We start from the raw sequence: 17,562 nt of genomic DNA, 5'->3' as shown, positions 1-17,562 counted from the left end.
CAGTGCAGCCAGGCCTTTCCGCGCGGTTGGAAACTGTCGTGACCGAGCACGACACCGCAATTGCCCTCGGCAGCGGCGACGTGCCGGTGCTGGGCACCCCGCGCGTCGTGGCGCTCGCCGAAGAGGCGACCGTGCAAGCCGTCAAAGATCACCTGAGTGATGGCCAAACCAGCGTCGGTGTGGAAGTGCTGCTGCACCATCGGCGCGCCAGCGCAGTGGGGGCCACCATCACAGTGACCGCCGAACTCACCGACGTCGACGAAACTCGCCTCACCTTCAATGTCGAAGTGCGCGAGGGGGAAACGCTCGTCGCCGACGGCACTGTGCAGCGGGTGGTAGTCGACCGGGCGGCGTTTGTCGAGCGAGTCGGCCGCGCGAACTAGGAGGCCACGAGCAATGCCTGGGGCGCGGTCGATTTCATCCGCATCCGCAGCCACGCCAGCTGTCCGCCAACCTCGGGGTTGCAGTGCGCCACTATGTCGATCAGGGCCCGGTCGCGTGCCCCGTGCGCAGCTTGGCCGGTGAGCGTCCAGGTGATGTCGACAAGGTTGGCAAGTTGGTACACGTCCTGCAGGTCGCGCAGCAAGCCGATCAGGCCGGCGCGCGTTTCGCTCAAACCGTCGGGGTGCAGGCGTTCGGGTTCGCCGGCATGGCCGTAGCGCTCGACGACAGGTGTGAGTGCCGCGCGCCGCTCATCGCATTGCCGGGCAAAGGTGGTGCAGATGTAGTGCACGTCGGCCTCGAGCCGGTGGCCTTGCGCCACCTGCCGATAGGACTCGGCCAAAGCTTCCTCAGCGCTCTGCAGCAACGTCAGGTATGCGCTCAGGTACATTTCAGCGTCCTTCCGAAACTGCCGGTGCCGATGCGGTGATGGTGGGTGCCGGCGCCGGTCCGTCGCCGGCACGAATGCGTTCGAGGGCTATCGCGGCGACCTTGAATTCGGGTTGTTTCGACACCGGGTCCCACGCGCTGAGGGTCAGATCATTGGCCGGGTCGTCACCGTAATGCCACGGCGCGAAAACCACACCCTCACGCACGTGCGACACCCGCGCAGGTGCGTCGATGCTGCCGCGACGCGAGGTCACTCGGACGATGTCGCCCTCACCGATGCCCAATCGCCGTGCATCTTGAGTCGATATTTCCAGCCACATCGATGGCGCCGCCTGCTGCAGTTCGGGGGTTCGCGATGTCTTGGTGCGAGTGTGCCAGTGATAGACGGTGCGTCCGGTGGTGAGTCGCAGCGGATACTCGTGGTCCGGAAGCTCGTAGGCTGGTTCGTACGCGATGGTCTTGAGGACGGCCCGCCCGTCGGGCCGCAGGGCCCGAAACTCGGTCTCGTTCACGGGCGCTCCGGTCGCGAGGTCATGCCCGTAGGTCTCGCATTCGTGCACCGTTGTCGGGAAATGCGCCTCGGTGTAGAGACGTTCGGTGCCGTCCGGCACATCCGCGCTGCATGGCCATTGGATTCCGCCGCGCGCATCGAGCATGTCGTAGGTCAACCCGGTGTAATCCACCGGGCGTCCGGCACTGCATTCCTTCCAGGCCTCGAACGCCTCCGCCGGGCTCTTCCAGGCCGGCAGCGGGTGACCGTCCTTGTCGCTCAAACCCATTCGGCGGGCGTAGTCGATCCAGATGTCCAGGTCCGAGCGCGCGAGTCCGGGTGGTTCGACGGCTTGTCGGGACAGGTGGACGGTGCGATCGACGTTGGTATGGGTACCGGTCTTTTCGCCCCACAATGCCGCCGGCAGCACGATGTCGGCCAGTTCCGTTGTCTCGGTGCGGTAACCGTCGGAGACGACCACGAAGCACTGATCGCCGGAAAGGATCCGGCGGATGCGGGGCAGGTCGGGCATCGAGACCGCCGGGTTGGTGCCCGCAATCCAGAGAAATCCGATCGACCCTTGCTCGACGTACCTAAAGATCGCCATCGCGTCGGTGGGCGGTGCCCAGTGCGGGATGACGATCGGGTCGACATTCCACAACCGCGCCAGTTCCGCGACGTGTTCGGGGTTGTTCCAGTTGCGGAATCCGGGCAGCGCCGGCCCGCAACCGGCCTCGCGATTATTCTCCGCGGAGGGCTGCCCGTTCATCTGCAGGATGCCCGCGCCGGGGCGGCCAAGCATGCCTCGCAGCAGGTGCAGGTTGTTGACCTGGCACGATGCGGCGGTGGCCTGATGGGACTGATAAAAGCCCATCGAGCAGGTCGATACCACCCGCTGGCTGGTGCCGAAGATCTCCGCGGCGCGGCGAATGTCGTCGGCGGGCACACCGCAGATTTCGGCCGCCCACTCCGGGGTAGCCGTCTCGGTTCGTGCCTGTAAGTCCTCGAACCCGAGCGTGTGCGCGGCCACATAATCGTGGTCGAGGAATCCGCGCGAAATTTGCTCGTGCACAAGCGCGTTCATCAAGGCAAGGTTGGTGCCGTTACGGATGGGCAGGTGGACGGTCGCTCGCTCGGCGACATTGGTGCGGCGCGGATCGACACAGACCAGTCGCGGTGGGTCGGTCCCGTCGAGCCGATCCAGCATCCGCGCCCACAGGACAGTCTGCGTCTCGGCTACGTTGTGCCCGAACAGGAACAACGCATCGCAGCAATCGATGTCGGTATAGGAGCCCGGCTGGCCGTCGCAGCCGAAACTCTCCTGGAACGCCGCCGAGGCGGTGGCCGTGCACAGCCGGGTGTTGCCGTCCATGTGCGGCGTGCCGATGCCGCCCTTGCCGATCACGGCCAGGGTGTAGTATTCCTCGGTCATCAGCTGGCCCGACGTGTAGAAGGCGTGCGAGAGCGGCCCTTTGGTGTCGAGCAGGCTGCGCGACCGTTCCACCACCGCAGCCATCGCGGTGTCCCAGTCGGTCTCGACGAGGCGGCCGTTGCGGCGGATCAGGGGAGTGGTCAGCCGATCGCGCTGCTCACCCTGCCAGCCGTACAAGCCCTTCGGGCCGAGCCGGCCGCGATTGACCCGGTCATCGGCGCGGCCGCGAACGCCCACGATCCGGCCGTCGCTGACCGCAATCTCGAGCCCGCAACCGTTGGAACACAACAGGCACGCGCTGCGCACCCATCTGTCGACCGAGACTCCGTCCAGCAGAAACTCATCGACGCGGGTCGGCCACTCGGTACCGGATGCGTGCGGTGTGCGTTCGCCCCAAATGTCATTGATGCGATCGGGATTCGGCTGGTAATCCACCGTCGGCAATCCTTTCCGGTCAGGGCCGCACGCGTACCTCGATGTGTCCGTTGGTGACGCGCGTTTCATAGCGCGGCTGGGGGATCGTGGCCGGTCCGCGCACCACTTCGCCGTCGTTGAGGCGGAACGTGCTGCCGTGCCACGGGCAGGTCACGCAATCGCCAGAGCCGTCATGAGAGACACTGCCCTCATCGAGCGGGCCGCCCATGTGGCTACAGGTGTTCGCCAACGCCTGAATTGTGTTGCCGTGGCGGTAAAGCAGCACCGACACGCCGCCGGCATCGACCTTCGTCGGTTTGCCGTCTGCCAGGTCAGCCTCGGCGATCACCGACGTCCAGGAATCCGGCCCCGTGGGCCACGCCGTGTGGTTCACGTCGACCGCTTTGACGAAGGTGAGATGGCCGCCCAGGTAGCCGCCGACGAACATGGCGGCAACTCCGGCCAGGCTCAGTGCCTTGCCGAGACCGCGCTCATCCCGCCTGCGCGCCAACAACGAAGCTATCTGCAGGACGAGTGCCGTGCTATTGGAGGCGGCGTGCACCAAGCCCAGTCGGGTTTCTTCGCCGTAGGTGTCGGACCAGTCGTTCGCACCGGCGGCCGCGGTCGGGACGGCAGCCACGATCCCGGCTCCGACCAGGATGTCCGCGGCCTCGACATCGAGCGCGTCGAGCAACGCCGCCATCGACCAGGCCCCGATCGGCAGGTCGGACAGCAGCGGGTGCAGGGGATGGCCCAGCCACGTGCCGCTGAGGAAGTTCCGCACCGGCCGTGGCTTCACCAATTCGCCTACCTTGCTGGCGATCGGCTTGGCAACGCGATCCAAATTGTCAGCGTGCTCGATCCGATGAACCAGATCCTCCAACAGTGTCACGGCCATCCCCTCTCGCTATTTCGATGCCGAAATGAGGTCGGCCAATACGGCGGCCTCGCTGATCTTCACTTCCTTTGTCGCGGTAAGCAGCGTGAGCACGCCGTCGTTCGCGATTTTCCGTAGCTGTGCCAATGCATCGGCCCGCTCTGGATCCTCGAGTTCAGCCTGGTAGCGGCGGGTGAACTCGGCGAAGCGGTCCGGGTCGTGTCCGTACCATTTGCGTAGCTCGGTCGAGGGCGCAATTTGCTTGCACCACTCGTTGAGGTCTGCGCGTTCTTTGCTGACTCCGCGGGGCCAGATCCGGTCCACGAGAACCCGAGTGCCGTCGTCGGGGGTCGGATCGTCGTAGATGCGCCGGATCTGGACGCGTCCCGTCATTGGGTCTGGACCGTGAGGTCGACCTGGATGACCGGGTGGTCATCGAGGATTCTGCGGAACCCCGTGTCCATCGGCAGCGGAAACACGAGGTCGTGGCCGAACCGTTTGTCGACCGCGAGTATCGATCGCCCGGCCAACTGCGAACCGCCGATCTGCTCCACGATGGAGTCGAACAGCGGCGGCGGAGTCGCGAAGTAATACAGCCGGCGCGGCGGTTGCTTGCCTTTTAGCCCCGCCGCATACAACAGTCCGTGCGGGGTGACAAACAGGTATTCCAAGGCGATTTCGGCGTTGCGCACCGCCTCGGCGCGACTGAAATCGAGCGCCGCCCGGTGCGCCTCGGCCATCCGCTCCGGCGCGTCATCGGCGACCATTCTTCGGGTTTGGGGGCGAGACATTCGCGGACTCGTCGCCGCGATGCCCGGCCCGAAGTACCGGTCGAATATCTGGTTCACACAGTCCCGTAACAGATCACTCATCGGAAGCTCCTCGTTGTGCTCCAGCCGTTGCCGGTGTCACCTCACCGTCCGTGGATTCGGTGTCGTCGGCAGCCACGGTGCCCTCGCTTGCGCCGCTTACTGTTTCGATCACCAGACCGTGCGTGTCAGCATCGACCCGCACGGTGTCACCGGGGGAGAGCTCGCCCTTGAGCAGCAGCCCGGACAGCTTGTTGTCGAGTTCGCGCTGGACCGTGCGCCGCAGCGGCCGGGCACCGAACTTCGGATCGAATCCCTTCTCTGCCAACCAGTCCTCGGCCTCGGTGGTGACGTCGAGCGCGATGTCCTGCGCCCGCAGCAGCCGCCGCGTCCCGTTCAACGTCAGCTCGACGATCCGACGCAACTGCGCCTGATCGAGCCGGTGGAACACGATGGTTTCGTCGATCCGGTTGAGGAACTCCGGCCGGAATCTGGTGCGCAACAGCTCCATCAATTGCGGCGTGATCTTCTCGACATCACCGTCGGGGGCATCGAGAATCAGGTCCGAGCCGATGTTGCTGGTCAGGATCACGATGGTGTTCTTGAAGTCGACGGTGCGGCCCTGGGCATCGGTGACCCGGCCGTCATCGAGCAGTTGCAGCAGGATGTTGAACACATCCGGGTGCGCCTTTTCGATCTCGTCGAACAACACCACCGAATAGGGCTGGCGGCGAACCTTTTCGGTGAGCTGACCGGCCTCCTCGTAACCCACATACCCGGGCGGTGCGCCGACCAGGCGCGAGACCGTGTGCTTCTCCTGGAATTCGCTCATGTCGAAGCGGATCATGCGGTCCTCGTCGCCGAACACCGCCTCGGCCAACGCCTTTGCCAGCTCGGTTTTGCCCACGCCGGTGGGGCCCAGGAACAGGAACGAGCCGATCGGACGGTTCGGATCGGCCAGCCCGGCGCGCGAGCGGCGCACCGCCTCCGATACCGCAACGACCGCGTCCTCCTGGCCGATCACGCGCTTGTGCAGAACGTCTTCGAGCGCGAGCAGCTTGTCGCGTTCCTCGGCGGTGAGTTCGGTGACCGGGATACCGGTCTGTCGCGACACCACTTCGGCGATGTCCACGACACCGACCACGGGCTCCGCGCCGGCTTCGACGTCACCGACGGCGTCCTTGGCGGCTTCGGTCTGTTCGGCGATCTCCTTCTTCAGTGCGTTGGCCTTCTGGTAGTCCTCGGCCGCGACCGCGGCATCTTTTTCGCGATTCAGCCGGGCCAGAATTTCCTCCAGGGACCGCGCGTCCGCATCGGGCGTCTTGGTGCGCAGTCGCACCCGGGCCCCGGCCTGGTCCACCAGGTCGATCGCCTTGTCCGGCAGGAACCGATCGGTGATGTAGCGGTCGGAAAGCTGTGCGGCCGCGATCAACGCCTCGTCGGAATAGCGCACCTGATGGTGGGCCTCGTAGCTGTCGGCGAGGCCGCGCAGGATCTCGATGGTGTCCTCCACCGAGGGTTCGGCGATCATCACCGGTTGGAACCGTCGTTCCAGCGCCGCGTCCTTTTCGATGTTGCGCCGGTATTCGTCGATGGTGGTGGCGCCGATGACGTGCAGATCTCCGCGCGCCAAGGCCGGTTTGAGCAGGTTGCCGGCGTCCATGGACCCCTCGCCCGCGGAACCGGCGCCGACGATGGTGTGCAACTCGTCGATGAACACCACCAACTCGTCGGAGTGCTCGCGCACTTCGTCGAGGATCTTTGTCAGCCGCTCTTCGAACTCGCCGCGGTACTTGCTGCCCGCGACCAGCGAACCGACGTCGAGCGCCACCACCCGCCGGTCGGTCAGCGTTTTCGGCACATCCCCGTTCAGGATGCGCTGTGCCAACCCCTCGACGATTGCGGTCTTGCCGACGCCGGGATCACCGATCAGTGCCGGATTGTTCTTGCGCCGGCGCGAGAGGATTTCGACGGTCTGCGCGATCTCGTCCTCGCGCCCGACCACCGGGTCGAGCTTGCCGGCGCGGGCATCAGCGGTGATGTCGCGCGAATACTGGTCCAGCGTGGGGGTGTCGCTGGCAGCGGGCTGGCCGTTCGTGGCCTGCTGAAGATCGGGAGCTTGCGCGAGCACCTTCGTCGCCGGCGTGTCCGGTGTCGCGGCGATACCCATGAGGATGTTCTCGGGCGCGATGTAGCTCTGGCCGGCTTGGGCGGCGTGTTGCTGCGCTATCCGCAGTGCCCGCTTGGCCGCCGGACTGAAGTCGAGCGAGGTGCCGGCGGGGTTGCCCGAAGAACCGGCCGCGGCGCGCATCTTCTTGGCGACTTCGTCGGGATCCAGATGCAAGCTGGCGATCACGTCGCGCGTCGGCTCGTTGGAGGCGGCGGCGTACAGCAGGTGTTCCGGTGTGATCTCGGCGCTGCCCCAGTCCTGGGCAGCCTGTCGGGCCTCAGCTACCAACTGCTTGGCGCTGTCGGTGAGCAACCGGCCCAGATCCACTCGCTGCACCGGTGGCCGGGCGCGGGAACCGGGCCCGAAGAACCGTTGGAAAACGTCATCGAAGAAATCGTCGAACTCGGTCACTACAGACTCCTCACACAGTCGAGCCGGGAAGTGGGCGTAACAGCGGGGAATGGCGCCGGGCAGGCGGTCGGCGCAAAGAGATGGGCGGGATGCAGCCGCACTTTCTCAACATTGCCCCGCCTGCGGCGGCACCACAACCCCTACGTCACCCTCACCTCCACGCGTTTCGGATGGACCGTGCCGGTTGCCGGGGCGCGCACCGTGAGGACGCCGTCGGGTAGCGCTACCCGAATCTCGTTGCCGGACATGTCTATGCGTACGTCGTCGGTGCCCACCCCGGCCAGGCAGACCTCGACCACGTATGCGTCCTGCGGATCGCCGGTGGCCGCGGGTGCGGCGACCTCGCGAAGCACTTGGTCGATGTGCCGATACCCCGCGTTCAGTGCCCCGGCATCCCAGACCCACGCAGCAGGGCCCGCATTCGGGCGCTGTGCCGGTACCGTCATCGGCTCACCTTTCTCTCCTCGCCGCGTCAACCGACGGTGGTTTGCGGACTGGCGGTATAGGCCTTCGCGCCGGTGCCGGCGAGCTCACCGCCCTGCACGATCAGGTACTCCTCGCGGATGTCACTGATGCTGTTGGACCCGGTCACCTCGGCGACGGTGATACCCGCCTTGATCGCGGCCTCGAGATCGACGTGGTCCGAGCCGATCCCTGCCGTCAATGCCAGCGTCAGCCGGGGTTCCTCGGCAATTCGTTCCGCGGTCAGATATGCCGGCCAGAAGGGTTGGGAAATAACCACATCGGCGTCGGGTAGCTGCTGTTCGAACACCGAATCCGGGCCGTCTTTGTCGGAGGTCACCACCAATTCATGGCCGGCCGCCTCGAGAAACTTGCGCAGGCCGAGTTCGCCGGACACGCAACCGAGCAACTGCCCGGGCGTGAAGTCGATAGCCGAGGGGGTCGGCGCGGTCTGACCATCCGGATACTCCGATATCGAGGGAATCGAGTCCCGGGCATAGACGGGCGGGTATCCACCCACCGGATCGGGATACAGGACACACAGGACTTTGGCCATGGTGATTTCCTTCGATTCAAAACAGCCCCGCAGCAGATCAATTCCTCGATGTGAACGGTGATTTCAGTCTCACCGAGCGCGAGGGCTGACGTCCAAGACGAAATACCTACCGGTCGATAGGCCGCTCCGATCGAGTGCGCCAAACACTGGGATTGCTGCACTGCAAATGCCGTACCAACTAGATCCTCGACGGCGCACGCATTCGGTGTCGATGTGTGTGAAGTCAATTTTTCTTGTCCGTTCACACAAGCCCGTCGTAAGGCAGTTCGAACGCTCGGCGAAAATCCGACGCAATGGCGCGGATTCACAGTATTTTCGACTTACCACACATCAAATCTCGAATGGCTATGACGGCGAACTGCTTCGGTCTTTCGGTGACAGCCTGCGAGGGGGACCACGATCGTGACTGCAACCCCGATCGGGACGCCACCCGAGCGCGACGGCGCGTCCCCAAATAGATTGCCCCGCTCACTTTCCGCGCTTACCGGCGGCATGCGCACCGGCACCGTATCGGATGCGGTGTGGCTGATTCGATTCGCCGGCGATTCGATGCGACGGGTGGCAACCGAGATCGTCACCGGGTCCGTGAGCACCGCGCAAACCGTGGTACGGGAGGTCAGCGCCGGTACACCGATGAGTGAGGTCTTCGATGCCCGCGTCGATGAGGCCCGGCGAGCGGCAGTATCTGCGCTGGGCCTCGCGCCCACGACGCCGGTTATCGGCGCCGCGCGCACCGGGAACCGCGTGTCGCCGACAGCTCTGCGGGCTCAGGGGGACGCGAAGGTCGCCAATTGGAAGTCCGGTCCGGCGCCGTTGCTCATGCACCCCGCGTTCCCTGCGATTCTCAATGCGTGTGACGACGACGAGGCGCGAATATTGCGTTTCCTTGCGGTTGGAGGTCCGCAGCCGTCGATCGATGTCCGGACGAAAACGCTGTTCGGGAGGGGGTCGTACCGTCTTGCCGCCGGGATCAACATGATCGCCGACATGGCAGGGTGCTTCTGGCCCGAACGAAACACAGAGTACCTGGCAAACCTGAACAGACTTGGCTTAGTTCGCTTTTCGCTGGAGCCGGTGATGGACTTCCGGCGTTACTCGCTGCTCGAGGCCCAGCCCGCTGTCGCCGAGGCGTTCGATCGAGTGAACGGCAAGGCGAGGACGGTCCATCGCAGCATTTACCTGTCGCTGTTCGGCAAACAGTTCTGTGAAGCGTGCTTCACGCTCGCCGGTTACACCGCCGGTGGCTGGGCTACCAACGAACGCGGGGATCGGTATTTCGGAAAAGGACCGCGTCTGCCGGAATCGTGGGAAAAGGCTGTCTCCGAAGAGGACCTGGATGGCACGGCCAGCCCGACCGGCTAGCGCAGATCTGAACGACCCGGTGTGCAGACTGGCGCATATTGCTGCGCGTGGTGGAATTGGAGTTCCATGAACGATCGAACTGCTGCCCATACCTGCGCGTCGACGCGCGGCGCGGCATTCGCGGACCTCGTCGCCGTTGCTCGCCAGCGCCTCCCCAAATTGATCGACGAGGTGTGCACGACATCGTGTGCACGAATCGATCTCTACCGCGAGGGCGACATCGTCCCGCGTGACGATCTGCACCGCTCGATCGCGCTCAACCTGCGCTTCATGGTCAGCGGCCTCGACGATCCGTCCGTCACCCCGGACCTGGCCGCACCGTCGGAAACCGGTCGCCGCCGCGCTCACCAGCGGGCACCGCTGCCGGAAGTGTTGCAGGTCTACCGGATTGGCTGCGCAATGCTGTGGGACGTGCTTGCCGAGCACGCCCGGCGAGACGATCGGCCGGAAACGCTGGCCGCGCTGGTCGAGGCCTCGAGCACGTTGTGGCGACTGTCCGACGAGCATGCCTTGGTGTTGACCGAGGCGTACCGCCTGGCCACCGCGGAACTGGTGGCCACCCAGCAACGGCGGCGCTCAGCGCTGGTGGAGTCGCTGCTCACCGGTCAGATGATGCGCGACACTTCGCCGTGGGAGGTCGGCAAATTGCTCGGCCTGCCGATCGACGCGAAGTTGGTCGTTGTTGCCGCCGAGACGCGGGGACTCGCCGACGAGAGCCTTATCGGTGTCGAGCGGCGACTGGCCGAACGCGGGATCGTGTCGGCGTGGCAACTCACCTCTACGCTGCAGGCGGGTGTTGTCGCGATGCATGACGAGCACAGCGACGCAGTGTTCGAGATTCTGCGCGCAACTGCGCACGCGCGCACCGGCGTGAGCCCGCCCTTCTCGTCGCTTGCCGACACCCCGCGCGCCCTGCATTTGGCGCGCACGGCGCTCGCGGAAATCCCGGTCGGCAAGACCGAAGTTCGGGTATTCAGCGGCAGCCCGCTGGCCGCCCTGGTTGCGCACGACCCGGACGAGGGACGGCGGTTGGCCAAGGAGGTGCTCGGCGCTGTAATCGAGCTGATGCCCGAGGATCGTGACGCACTGCTCGACACTTTGCACGCGTTTTTGCACAACGGCGGGTCGGCCGACCGCGCCGCACGAATCCTGCACTGTCACCCGAACACCGTCCGCTACCGATTGAACCGGATCCGTGAGCTGACCGGTCGGTCGTTGAGTGACCCGCTCGCACTCGCCGAGTTGGCGGCCGCAGTGCAAGCGGTTCGAATGAAGAAGGGCATGGTCGAATAGCACGTGCTATTTCGTCAGCTGGAATACTTTGTCGCACTTGCCCGGGAGCGTCATTTCGCGCGGGCGGCCAGTGCCTGTTACGTGTCGCAACCGGCGTTGTCGGAGGCCATTCGCAAGCTCGAGCAGGAGCTGAAGGTGCCGCTGGTGCGACGCGGGCGCACCTTCGAGGGGCTGACGCCGGAAGGCGAGCGGCTGGTGTTGTGGGCGCGGCGCATCCTGGCCGACCACGACGCCCTCAAGCAGGAAGTCACCGCGTTGCAGACCGGCTTGACCGGCGACCTGCGCCTCGGGGTGATTCCGGCCGCCGCCGGTACGGTCGCCCTGCTCACCGACCCGTTTTGCGCCGAACACCCGCTGGTGCGCGTGCAACTCGAGGCGAGCATGCGCTCGGCCGACATCATCGATCGCATCCGCCGATTCGAGCTGGATGCCGGGATCATCTACCCGGACCGCCAAGACACCGGCGACCTGGCCATCACGCATCTCTACGAGGAACAGCACGTCCTGGTGGCCAGCAGTGAACTACTCGGCGGGCAGTCGAGCACCATCAGCTGGCCCGACGCACTGGAGTTACCGATGTGTCTGCTCGCGCACGGCATGCGCGGACGCCAGCTCATCGACGACGCCTTGGCCGGCCGCGATCTGGTGGTGACACCGCAGCTCGAAACCGATTCGGTGGTGGCGTTACTGGCGCATGTGAGTACCGGCCGATGGGCCACCATCATTCCGCAGACCTGGCTGCAAACGCTGCGGCCGCCGGCGGGGACCCGCGTGCGTCGGCTCGACAGTCCGTCGATCACCGCGCGTGTCGTCCTGGTCACCGCCGCGGCGCAGCCGGGTTCAGTGCTCACCCGGGCGTTGCTGCAGACGGCACGCAACACGCGCATCGATCAGATTCTCAATCGCCCGGTGCTCTCGGCGGAGACGTGATCGGCGTTGCTTATCAACGGATAACGCCCAAGTCTTGGACGCCCGGAATGTTGCTGAACCAGAATGAGACCGCACCCACGGCCCGATCCGGAGAAGGAGCGATTGACGATGAGCGAACAAAGCGGTGTCCGGGCCACGTCGTGGTTGATGCACGTTTCGCAACTGGCGCCGTCGGTGAAGTTCTATTGCGACGTACTCGGGTGCCGGGTCTCGGTACAAGATGACCAGGCCGCGCTGCTCATCGCGCCGGATGGCTTTCAGATTTATCTGCACGAAAGCCACACGGGAGCCCGTCGCAGGGTCGGCGACGTGGGCGTCGAATTCGTCATGTGGGCCACCGAAACCGTCGAAGAGCTCGACCAGATCACCGCGCGCTTGCGCGCGTACGATCCCAGCACCTGCACGCAAACGGTCAACGGCATCACCTTCGTCGACGGGGTGGACCCTGATGAGATCAGAATTCTCATCGCGCATCCGAGCCCGCATGACTTGCCGCGCACCGTCATCGCGTCGCGCTTTCGGTAACGACGCGTCGCAAGCCCAATGGTGAAGGGATCCAATGAAAGCGGGCTAACTGTCGCGCTCGCCTTCGCCGCAAACGTGCTCATTGCGGCGGCGAAATCGGCGGCTGCCGCAGTCACTGGGTCGGCGTCGATGGTTGCCGAGGCGGCCCACTCGTGGGCGGACACCGGTAACGAGGTGCTGCTCATGGTGGCCAACCAACGTTCCCGGCGCGCAGCGGACATCAACCATCCGCTCGGCTACGGGCGGGAGGCCTACATCTGGTCGATGTTCGCCGCGCTCGGGTTATTCGCGCTGGGCGCAGGCGTGTCCGTGACCCACGGCGTGCAAGAGCTGCTCCATCCCGAACCGGCGGCGGATTTCACCGTTGCCTACCTGGTGCTGGGCGTCTCCGCGGTCCTCGAGGGCATCTCGTTTCGGCAGTCCGTGCGCCAGCTGCGTTCGGAGGCACCCCAATTCGACCGAACACTGCTGGAACATGCAGTGCGCACATCGGATCCGACCACCCGCGCCGTGTTCGCCGAAGACGGTGGTGCGCTCGTCGGCTTGTTGCTGGCGTTTCTCGGAATTTTGCTGCACCAGTTGACCGGGTATGCGGGTTGGGATGCCTTGGGCTCCATCGCCGTTGGGCTCCTCCTCGCCGTGATCGCGATTGTGCTCGTCGACCGTAACCGGCGCTTTCTGGTCGGCGTCGAGGCCTCACCCACCTTGCGGGCGGCCATCATTGCCACACTGCTGGCAATTCCGGAGGTCGAGCGCGTGACCTTCCTGCGCACCGAATACCTTGGCCCCAAGCGCATTTACCTCGTGGCCAGTATCGACCTGCGAGGCGACGAGGTGGAATCCCAGGTCGCCGAGCGGCTGCGGGCGATCGCGGCCGAGCTGGAAACCGACGAACACGTGGTCCGGGCGGTGCTGAGCCTGTCCACCGCGGACCAGCCGAGCATCGTCGGCTAACGCCGGCTCGGCGGTCCCTTGCCGATGGTTTTGTCGCCGCGCTCGTTGGAGTCCCAGCCGCCGGCGTGGTAACCGGCTGTGTCGAAACATACTTCGACGAACTGGCGGCCGAAATCGGAGAGGTAGATGCTGCGGTAGATAGTGATGGCCTTCTTCGTCCGAGCTATCGCGGCAACCGCTTTCGGCTGCACCTCGATGAGCGCATACCGGCGGAAATCGTCGACGGGTTCGGGGGAGAAGACCACCAGTCCGAGCCGGATGAGGTTGGCGAAGTAGTTGCGATCGTGTTCGCGCCAACGGCATCCCGACATTTCGGCGACCATGTTGATATCGCTGGCGATCAGTTCGGAGCCGACCTGGAACAGTGATTTGGTCCGGACGTCGATCATCGGCTGCTTGCCGGCGACGGCCAGGAAGCGAACGATCCGAGCCTCGTCGGGCGTGAGTTCGTCGAGAATCAGCGGGAAGGACGGATGCACCTTGCGGTAACAGGGCCCGGACTTGTGCGAGATCCCGATCAACCGGTTGCCGCGCTTGCGCAGGGCCCGCATTTCCTCGTCGTTCTCGTCCGGCTCGGCACCGAGAACGGGGGTGACGATGCTGCGGGCGGTCCGGACGCCGCCGTTGAGCAGTCCGGAGACCGGATTCAACTCGTTCGCCTGCCGGATCACGCTACTCGTCGCTTCGAACGGTGCGGTGCCGAGCGCGGACAGTGCAGACCAGAATTGGGAGGTGGCCGCTATCGCCGCTTCGGCGGCCGCACCGACGCTGCCGACCGCGTCGTGGGCGAGCCGGGCCGCTCGATCGACGCCCGAGGCGGGGACATCGATAGGTCCGGACCCGTTGGTGTGCTGTTCGGTCATCGTTCTCCGCTAGGTTCCGAAGATCAGAATGTGGGCGGCGCCGACGATGATGCCCAGCAGCCCGCCGTGCACGTACAGCAACCAGGCGTCCTGTTCAATTGCCGCGTAGAGCATTTCGCCGAACTCGTCGGGTGGCAGCGCCCGGAACTTCTCGGTGGCGAACTTGTCGATCCGCTTCGCCTTCTTCCGATTGAACTTCTCATCCTCGAACACGGTCGGCGCAAAGGTGACCACCGCGGTTCCGGCCCGGTGCTCGAGCGCCTCCATGTTGACCACTCGGACCGACTTGCCGACGGTGGCCGCGACCGGACCGAGTATTCGATCGACCTCCTCGGACACTGCCTCTTGAATGAACGCGAGCGTCTTGTCGCCGCTGGCGCCTTCGAGAAGTTCGCGGGAGAAATTGCCGACGGTGAGCACCTCGATGGACAGCATCCGCGCGAGCTGTGCCGCCGCCTCGTGTTGGCGTCGCGGAAACAGGCCCTGGCGCCACAAGTATCGATAACGTGGTTTGGGCTCGCCGGGTTCGAAGACAACTTTGATGGCGATGATGTTGACGATCACGCCGATCAACGCGGCACCGAACAGCACGGTCACCCAGCCCGGAATCCCGCCGAGCACCGGGGGATGGAAGGTGTGCACCCAGTTGAGATACAGCGCAAGCGGAATGCCGAACACAAACCCGAGCGCACCGATGCGCACCATGACTCTGAGCTCGGGGACGGCCATTCCCTTGATGATGTCGCGCAGCACCTCCGGGTTCTTGCGCAGGTGGTTGACCGTCATCAGCTTGACGTCGAGCAGTTCGTCGATGTTCGCGCCGATCTTGGTGAACGCGCGTCGCGAGATCTGCGGCAATTCGGCATCGACAGTCTTGAGAACGGTTTCCTTGACCGATCTCGGCAGCGACTGCCACAGCTGGGGGTGTTCGGCCTCGATCACCTCGGTGGTCAGTTGTCGGATCTGGGGGCGGGCGGCGTCAGCGAGAGTTTCGGCGAGCTTGTCGGGATTAAGTTCCTGATAGAAGTCGCCGATCCCGCCGATTCGGGCGATCGACTTGTCGACGATCAGGCTGGCCATCTTCTCCGCCCGGCAGGGAATGAATCCCTGGAAGCCCAGGATCCCTTCCGGTGCGAACACGGGAAGAATCTGCACCTTGCGGGGCAGAAACGGGAAGAGGGACTTCAGTCCGGGCACATAGAAGCCGGTGAATCGCACCGGCGCAAACAGCATGATCACGCCGGTCCAGTTGGTGATCAATCCCGCGATCGCGCTGAAGATCGGCACGCTCACGATGTCGACGACGAACTTGGACTGCCCGGTCAGCTCTTCCCAGTCCAGAAAAGGGCCTGCCGAAAGGATGTGCACTCCTCGCCTCCACAGATATGCCGGAAAAGTGAGTCTCGCCTCACCGCGTGACGCCGCTCAACGGAGTCGTTCCTCAACTTTTGACGCGGACCTTGGAGTTCGCTCCAGGGTGCTGCGGTTGCGGTAGGTCAGTCTTGGCGCAGCGCTTTTCGAAGGCGTCGCGCTCGAGCGCCCACCACAGTTCGAACACCGTGCGTAAGTCGCGCAGGCTGACGTTGAGCAGTTCTTCGCATCGGGAGATGCGGTAGCGGACAGTGTTCTGATGGACGAACAGCCGCTCGGCCGTTGTCTCGACGTGCATGCCGCACTCGAAGTAGGCGCGCAGGCTGGCGATCAGTTCGTCGCCGGAATTGCTGTCGGCGAGCAACTGCACATACTTACGGGTCAGGATGTCGCCGACCTCTTCATCGGCGGCGACGGTCATCCGGAGCCCGAGTGCGGAATAGTCGTGCACGCCGGTCAATCCGAAGCCCGACGCGGTCTCGACCGCGCGGGTGGCGAGCCGAAACGATTCGGCGAGCCGCTCGAGCCGTCGTTTGGGACCGACCCCGACCGTGCTGGAATCGTCACTGGCCGGCGAACACTGCAGAAAGCCGGCGATGTCGTCGCCGATTCTGGTGTAAAGCCCTGGGATAGCACTGAATTCGATAGGTAGCCGGGACTGTGCCTGTGTCGATGTGGCGGGACCGGCGCAACGAATGCGGACGGCCACATACTCGGCGCGCGGGTCGATTCCGTACGCGCGGGCGCCGTCGAGCGTCTCTTCGGGGGACAGGGTGCCGTGCAGGACGCCCCGGACGTAGGCGGATCGGCGTTCGAGCTCGCTGTTGACCAGTTCATGCACCACGTGGTCATGGGCGCGGGTGATGGTGACTGTTGCGGAGTCCGACCAAGCGAAGATGGTTTGCGCCAACTCGATGGCGGCCGCGGAATTGAGCTCGAGCTCGCTGGAAACATCTTGGGCCCGTTGCAGAATCAGCTGAACGACGGTACGCCGGGCGTGCAGGAGATCCTGCACCGAAATTCCTTGATGGGCATGCAGCCTGCCGATCGCCTCCAGCGCGGCCGAACTGTCGGTGGCAACGGTGCCGCGGTCCTTGCCGACATAGCGAAGGGCCAACTCGACGACGGTGCGCACCTCGGCGGCGAGTGTGTCCAACGACAGCCGACGGTAGCTGGGGATCCGGGTACGCAGCGCGGACACCACGCTGTCGGCGATCCGGACACGATCCGACACGAGGCGGTCGAGCAGCCTCGTCCAGTCCTCGGCGGCGATCGCGGCGGACATCAAGTTGCAGGTCGCGTCGCGGAATTGGCCGAACCGCCGCGGTGGCGTGTCCACCGCGAGGTCGAGGAACTCCGCTGATGTGACCGCGGACCGCCAGTTGTTCAACGAGGACTCCATAACGTGTGCGGCTCCTCTGTGATGTCGAGCGGCGAGGCCGGCGATGCACCGACTGAACAAATTTAACCATATGTACAAGCCCTGAACAAATAGTTCGTAATGTTCAAACGTGTGTGGTGCGTGTCACCTGGGTGAGCGTTGTGTGGTGCTCCAAATTCGCCGGGGAACTTCGAAGGCGGCTCCATATCGACGTCTGGGCGAATTGAAGAGCATTGTGGGGCGGCGACGGTGGGATCCAAACACCGCGCGATCAAACCGGATCCCATCGTTGCCGTGTCAGCAGCGATCGACGCGAGACCGTTCGAATGATCCCCTGTGCGTGAATGTTCACCGCGGGCGGTGAACATTCACGCACAGGGGTCTCGGCGCTATGCGATGTGCGAGGCGGGCGCAGATCATTCGCCATGAAG

The 17,562-nt window shown here is 64.7% G+C and carries 16 protein-coding genes and 1 pseudogene; 6 read left to right on the top strand and 11 right to left on the bottom strand.

Annotation, left to right across the window (positions count from 1 at the left end; genetic code table 11):
- Positions 1-2: 2 nt before the first annotated feature.
- Complete coding sequence (locus FOS14_RS14135; RefSeq protein ID WP_143771445.1) at positions 3-383, top strand: thioesterase family protein; 381 nt, start codon at positions 3-5, stop codon at positions 381-383.
- Here FOS14_RS14135 and FOS14_RS14130 read toward each other — a convergent pair.
- The 8 genes and pseudogenes from FOS14_RS14130 to FOS14_RS14095 form a co-directional block, all read right to left on the bottom strand.
- Positions 380-832, bottom strand: coding sequence for a hypothetical protein (locus FOS14_RS14130; RefSeq protein WP_143771444.1), 453 nt, complete (start codon positions 830-832; stop codon positions 380-382). The genes FOS14_RS14135 and FOS14_RS14130 overlap by 4 nt on opposite strands.
- A 1-nt stretch (position 833) precedes the next feature.
- Positions 834-3,188, bottom strand: coding sequence for a molybdopterin oxidoreductase family protein (locus FOS14_RS14125; protein WP_255450332.1), 2,355 nt, complete (start codon positions 3,186-3,188; stop codon positions 834-836).
- A gap of 19 nt (positions 3,189-3,207) precedes the next feature.
- Positions 3,208-4,059 carry a Rieske 2Fe-2S domain-containing protein gene (locus FOS14_RS14120; RefSeq protein ID WP_221936714.1) on the bottom strand — a complete coding sequence of 284 codons (852 nt, stop codon included), beginning with the start codon at positions 4,057-4,059 and terminating at the stop codon, positions 3,208-3,210.
- A gap of 15 nt (positions 4,060-4,074) precedes the next feature.
- Entirely contained in the window at positions 4,075-4,437 is a 363-nt protein-coding gene (locus tag FOS14_RS14115; RefSeq protein WP_143771441.1) for a DUF488 domain-containing protein, read from the bottom strand.
- Complete coding sequence (locus FOS14_RS14110) at positions 4,434-4,916, bottom strand: glucose-6-phosphate dehydrogenase (RefSeq protein ID WP_143771440.1); 483 nt, start codon at positions 4,914-4,916, stop codon at positions 4,434-4,436. The genes FOS14_RS14115 and FOS14_RS14110 overlap by 4 nt, the downstream gene beginning before the upstream one ends.
- On the bottom strand, positions 4,909-7,434 hold the full coding sequence (locus FOS14_RS14105; protein WP_143771439.1) for an ATP-dependent Clp protease ATP-binding subunit: 2,526 nt from the start codon (positions 7,432-7,434) through the stop codon (positions 4,909-4,911). Before FOS14_RS14105 ends, FOS14_RS14110 begins: the two co-directional genes overlap by 8 nt.
- A 140-nt stretch (positions 7,435-7,574) precedes the next feature.
- Entirely contained in the window at positions 7,575-7,880 is a 306-nt protein-coding gene (locus tag FOS14_RS14100; protein WP_143771438.1) for a hypothetical protein, read from the bottom strand.
- Positions 7,881-8,002: 122 nt separating this feature from the next.
- A pseudogene (locus tag FOS14_RS14095) lies at positions 8,003-8,452 on the bottom strand (NAD-dependent formate dehydrogenase); the annotation flags it as partial.
- Between the two features lie 402 nt (positions 8,453-8,854).
- On the opposite strand from FOS14_RS14095, the gene FOS14_RS14090 reads away from it, so the two are divergent.
- The 5 genes from FOS14_RS14090 (at position 8,855) to FOS14_RS14070 (ending at position 13,516) form a co-directional block, all read left to right on the top strand.
- Positions 8,855-9,814: an Abi-alpha family protein gene (locus FOS14_RS14090; protein ID WP_143771437.1), complete on the top strand. Its 960-nt coding sequence runs from the start codon at positions 8,855-8,857 to the stop codon at positions 9,812-9,814.
- 66 nt (positions 9,815-9,880) lie between these two features.
- On the top strand, positions 9,881-11,107 hold the full coding sequence (locus tag FOS14_RS14085; RefSeq protein WP_143771436.1) for a CdaR family transcriptional regulator: 1,227 nt from the start codon (positions 9,881-9,883) through the stop codon (positions 11,105-11,107).
- A 3-nt stretch (positions 11,108-11,110) separates the two neighbouring features.
- Positions 11,111-12,037: a LysR family transcriptional regulator gene (locus FOS14_RS14080; protein WP_143771435.1), complete on the top strand. Its 927-nt coding sequence runs from the start codon at positions 11,111-11,113 to the stop codon at positions 12,035-12,037.
- Between the two features lie 108 nt (positions 12,038-12,145).
- Positions 12,146-12,562, top strand: a complete 417-nt coding sequence (locus FOS14_RS14075) for a VOC family protein (RefSeq protein ID WP_255450330.1) — start codon at positions 12,146-12,148, stop codon at positions 12,560-12,562.
- A gap of 18 nt (positions 12,563-12,580) precedes the next feature.
- Complete coding sequence (locus FOS14_RS14070) at positions 12,581-13,516, top strand: cation diffusion facilitator family transporter (RefSeq protein WP_143771434.1); 936 nt, start codon at positions 12,581-12,583, stop codon at positions 13,514-13,516.
- Here FOS14_RS14070 and FOS14_RS14065 read toward each other — a convergent pair.
- The 3 genes from FOS14_RS14065 to FOS14_RS14055 all read right to left on the bottom strand — a co-directional run bounded on the left by FOS14_RS14065 (position 13,513) and on the right by FOS14_RS14055 (position 17,152).
- Positions 13,513-14,379 carry an Abi-alpha family protein gene (locus FOS14_RS14065; protein WP_143771433.1) on the bottom strand — a complete coding sequence of 289 codons (867 nt, stop codon included), beginning with the start codon at positions 14,377-14,379 and terminating at the stop codon, positions 13,513-13,515. The genes FOS14_RS14070 and FOS14_RS14065 overlap by 4 nt on opposite strands.
- 9 nt (positions 14,380-14,388) lie before the next feature.
- A complete protein-coding gene (locus FOS14_RS14060) occupies positions 14,389-15,747 on the bottom strand; it encodes a hypothetical protein (RefSeq protein ID WP_143771432.1) in 1,359 nt (452 codons plus the stop codon).
- A gap of 73 nt (positions 15,748-15,820) precedes the next feature.
- Complete coding sequence (locus FOS14_RS14055) at positions 15,821-17,152, bottom strand: CdaR family transcriptional regulator (protein WP_255450329.1); 1,332 nt, start codon at positions 17,150-17,152, stop codon at positions 15,821-15,823.
- Positions 17,153-17,562: the final 410 nt, after the last annotated feature.

It is taken from the genome of Skermania sp. ID1734, from assembly GCF_007489285.1.
In the GTDB taxonomy this organism is placed as follows: domain Bacteria; phylum Actinomycetota; class Actinomycetes; order Mycobacteriales; family Mycobacteriaceae; genus ID1734.
The sequence above is the reverse complement of the archived record's forward strand: the minus strand, read 5'-3'. Positions and strand labels throughout refer to the sequence as shown.

Coding starts and splice junctions, on each gene's coding strand:
- FOS14_RS14100 (WP_143771438.1), bottom strand. CDS start 7,880: ATGACGGTACCGGCACAGCGCCCGAATGCGGGCCCTGCTGCGTGGGTC.
- FOS14_RS14070 (WP_143771434.1), top strand. CDS start 12,581: ATGGTGAAGGGATCCAATGAAAGCGGGCTAACTGTCGCGCTCGCCTTC.
- FOS14_RS14130 (WP_143771444.1), bottom strand. CDS start 832: ATGTACCTGAGCGCATACCTGACGTTGCTGCAGAGCGCTGAGGAAGCT.
- FOS14_RS14065 (WP_143771433.1), bottom strand. CDS start 14,379: ATGACCGAACAGCACACCAACGGGTCCGGACCTATCGATGTCCCCGCC.
- FOS14_RS14110 (WP_143771440.1), bottom strand. CDS start 4,916: ATGAGTGATCTGTTACGGGACTGTGTGAACCAGATATTCGACCGGTAC.
- FOS14_RS14115 (WP_143771441.1), bottom strand. CDS start 4,437: ATGACGGGACGCGTCCAGATCCGGCGCATCTACGACGATCCGACCCCC.
- FOS14_RS14085 (WP_143771436.1), top strand. CDS start 9,881: ATGAACGATCGAACTGCTGCCCATACCTGCGCGTCGACGCGCGGCGCG.
- FOS14_RS14075 (WP_255450330.1), top strand. CDS start 12,146: ATGAGCGAACAAAGCGGTGTCCGGGCCACGTCGTGGTTGATGCACGTT.
- FOS14_RS14055 (WP_255450329.1), bottom strand. CDS start 17,152: ATGGAGTCCTCGTTGAACAACTGGCGGTCCGCGGTCACATCAGCGGAG.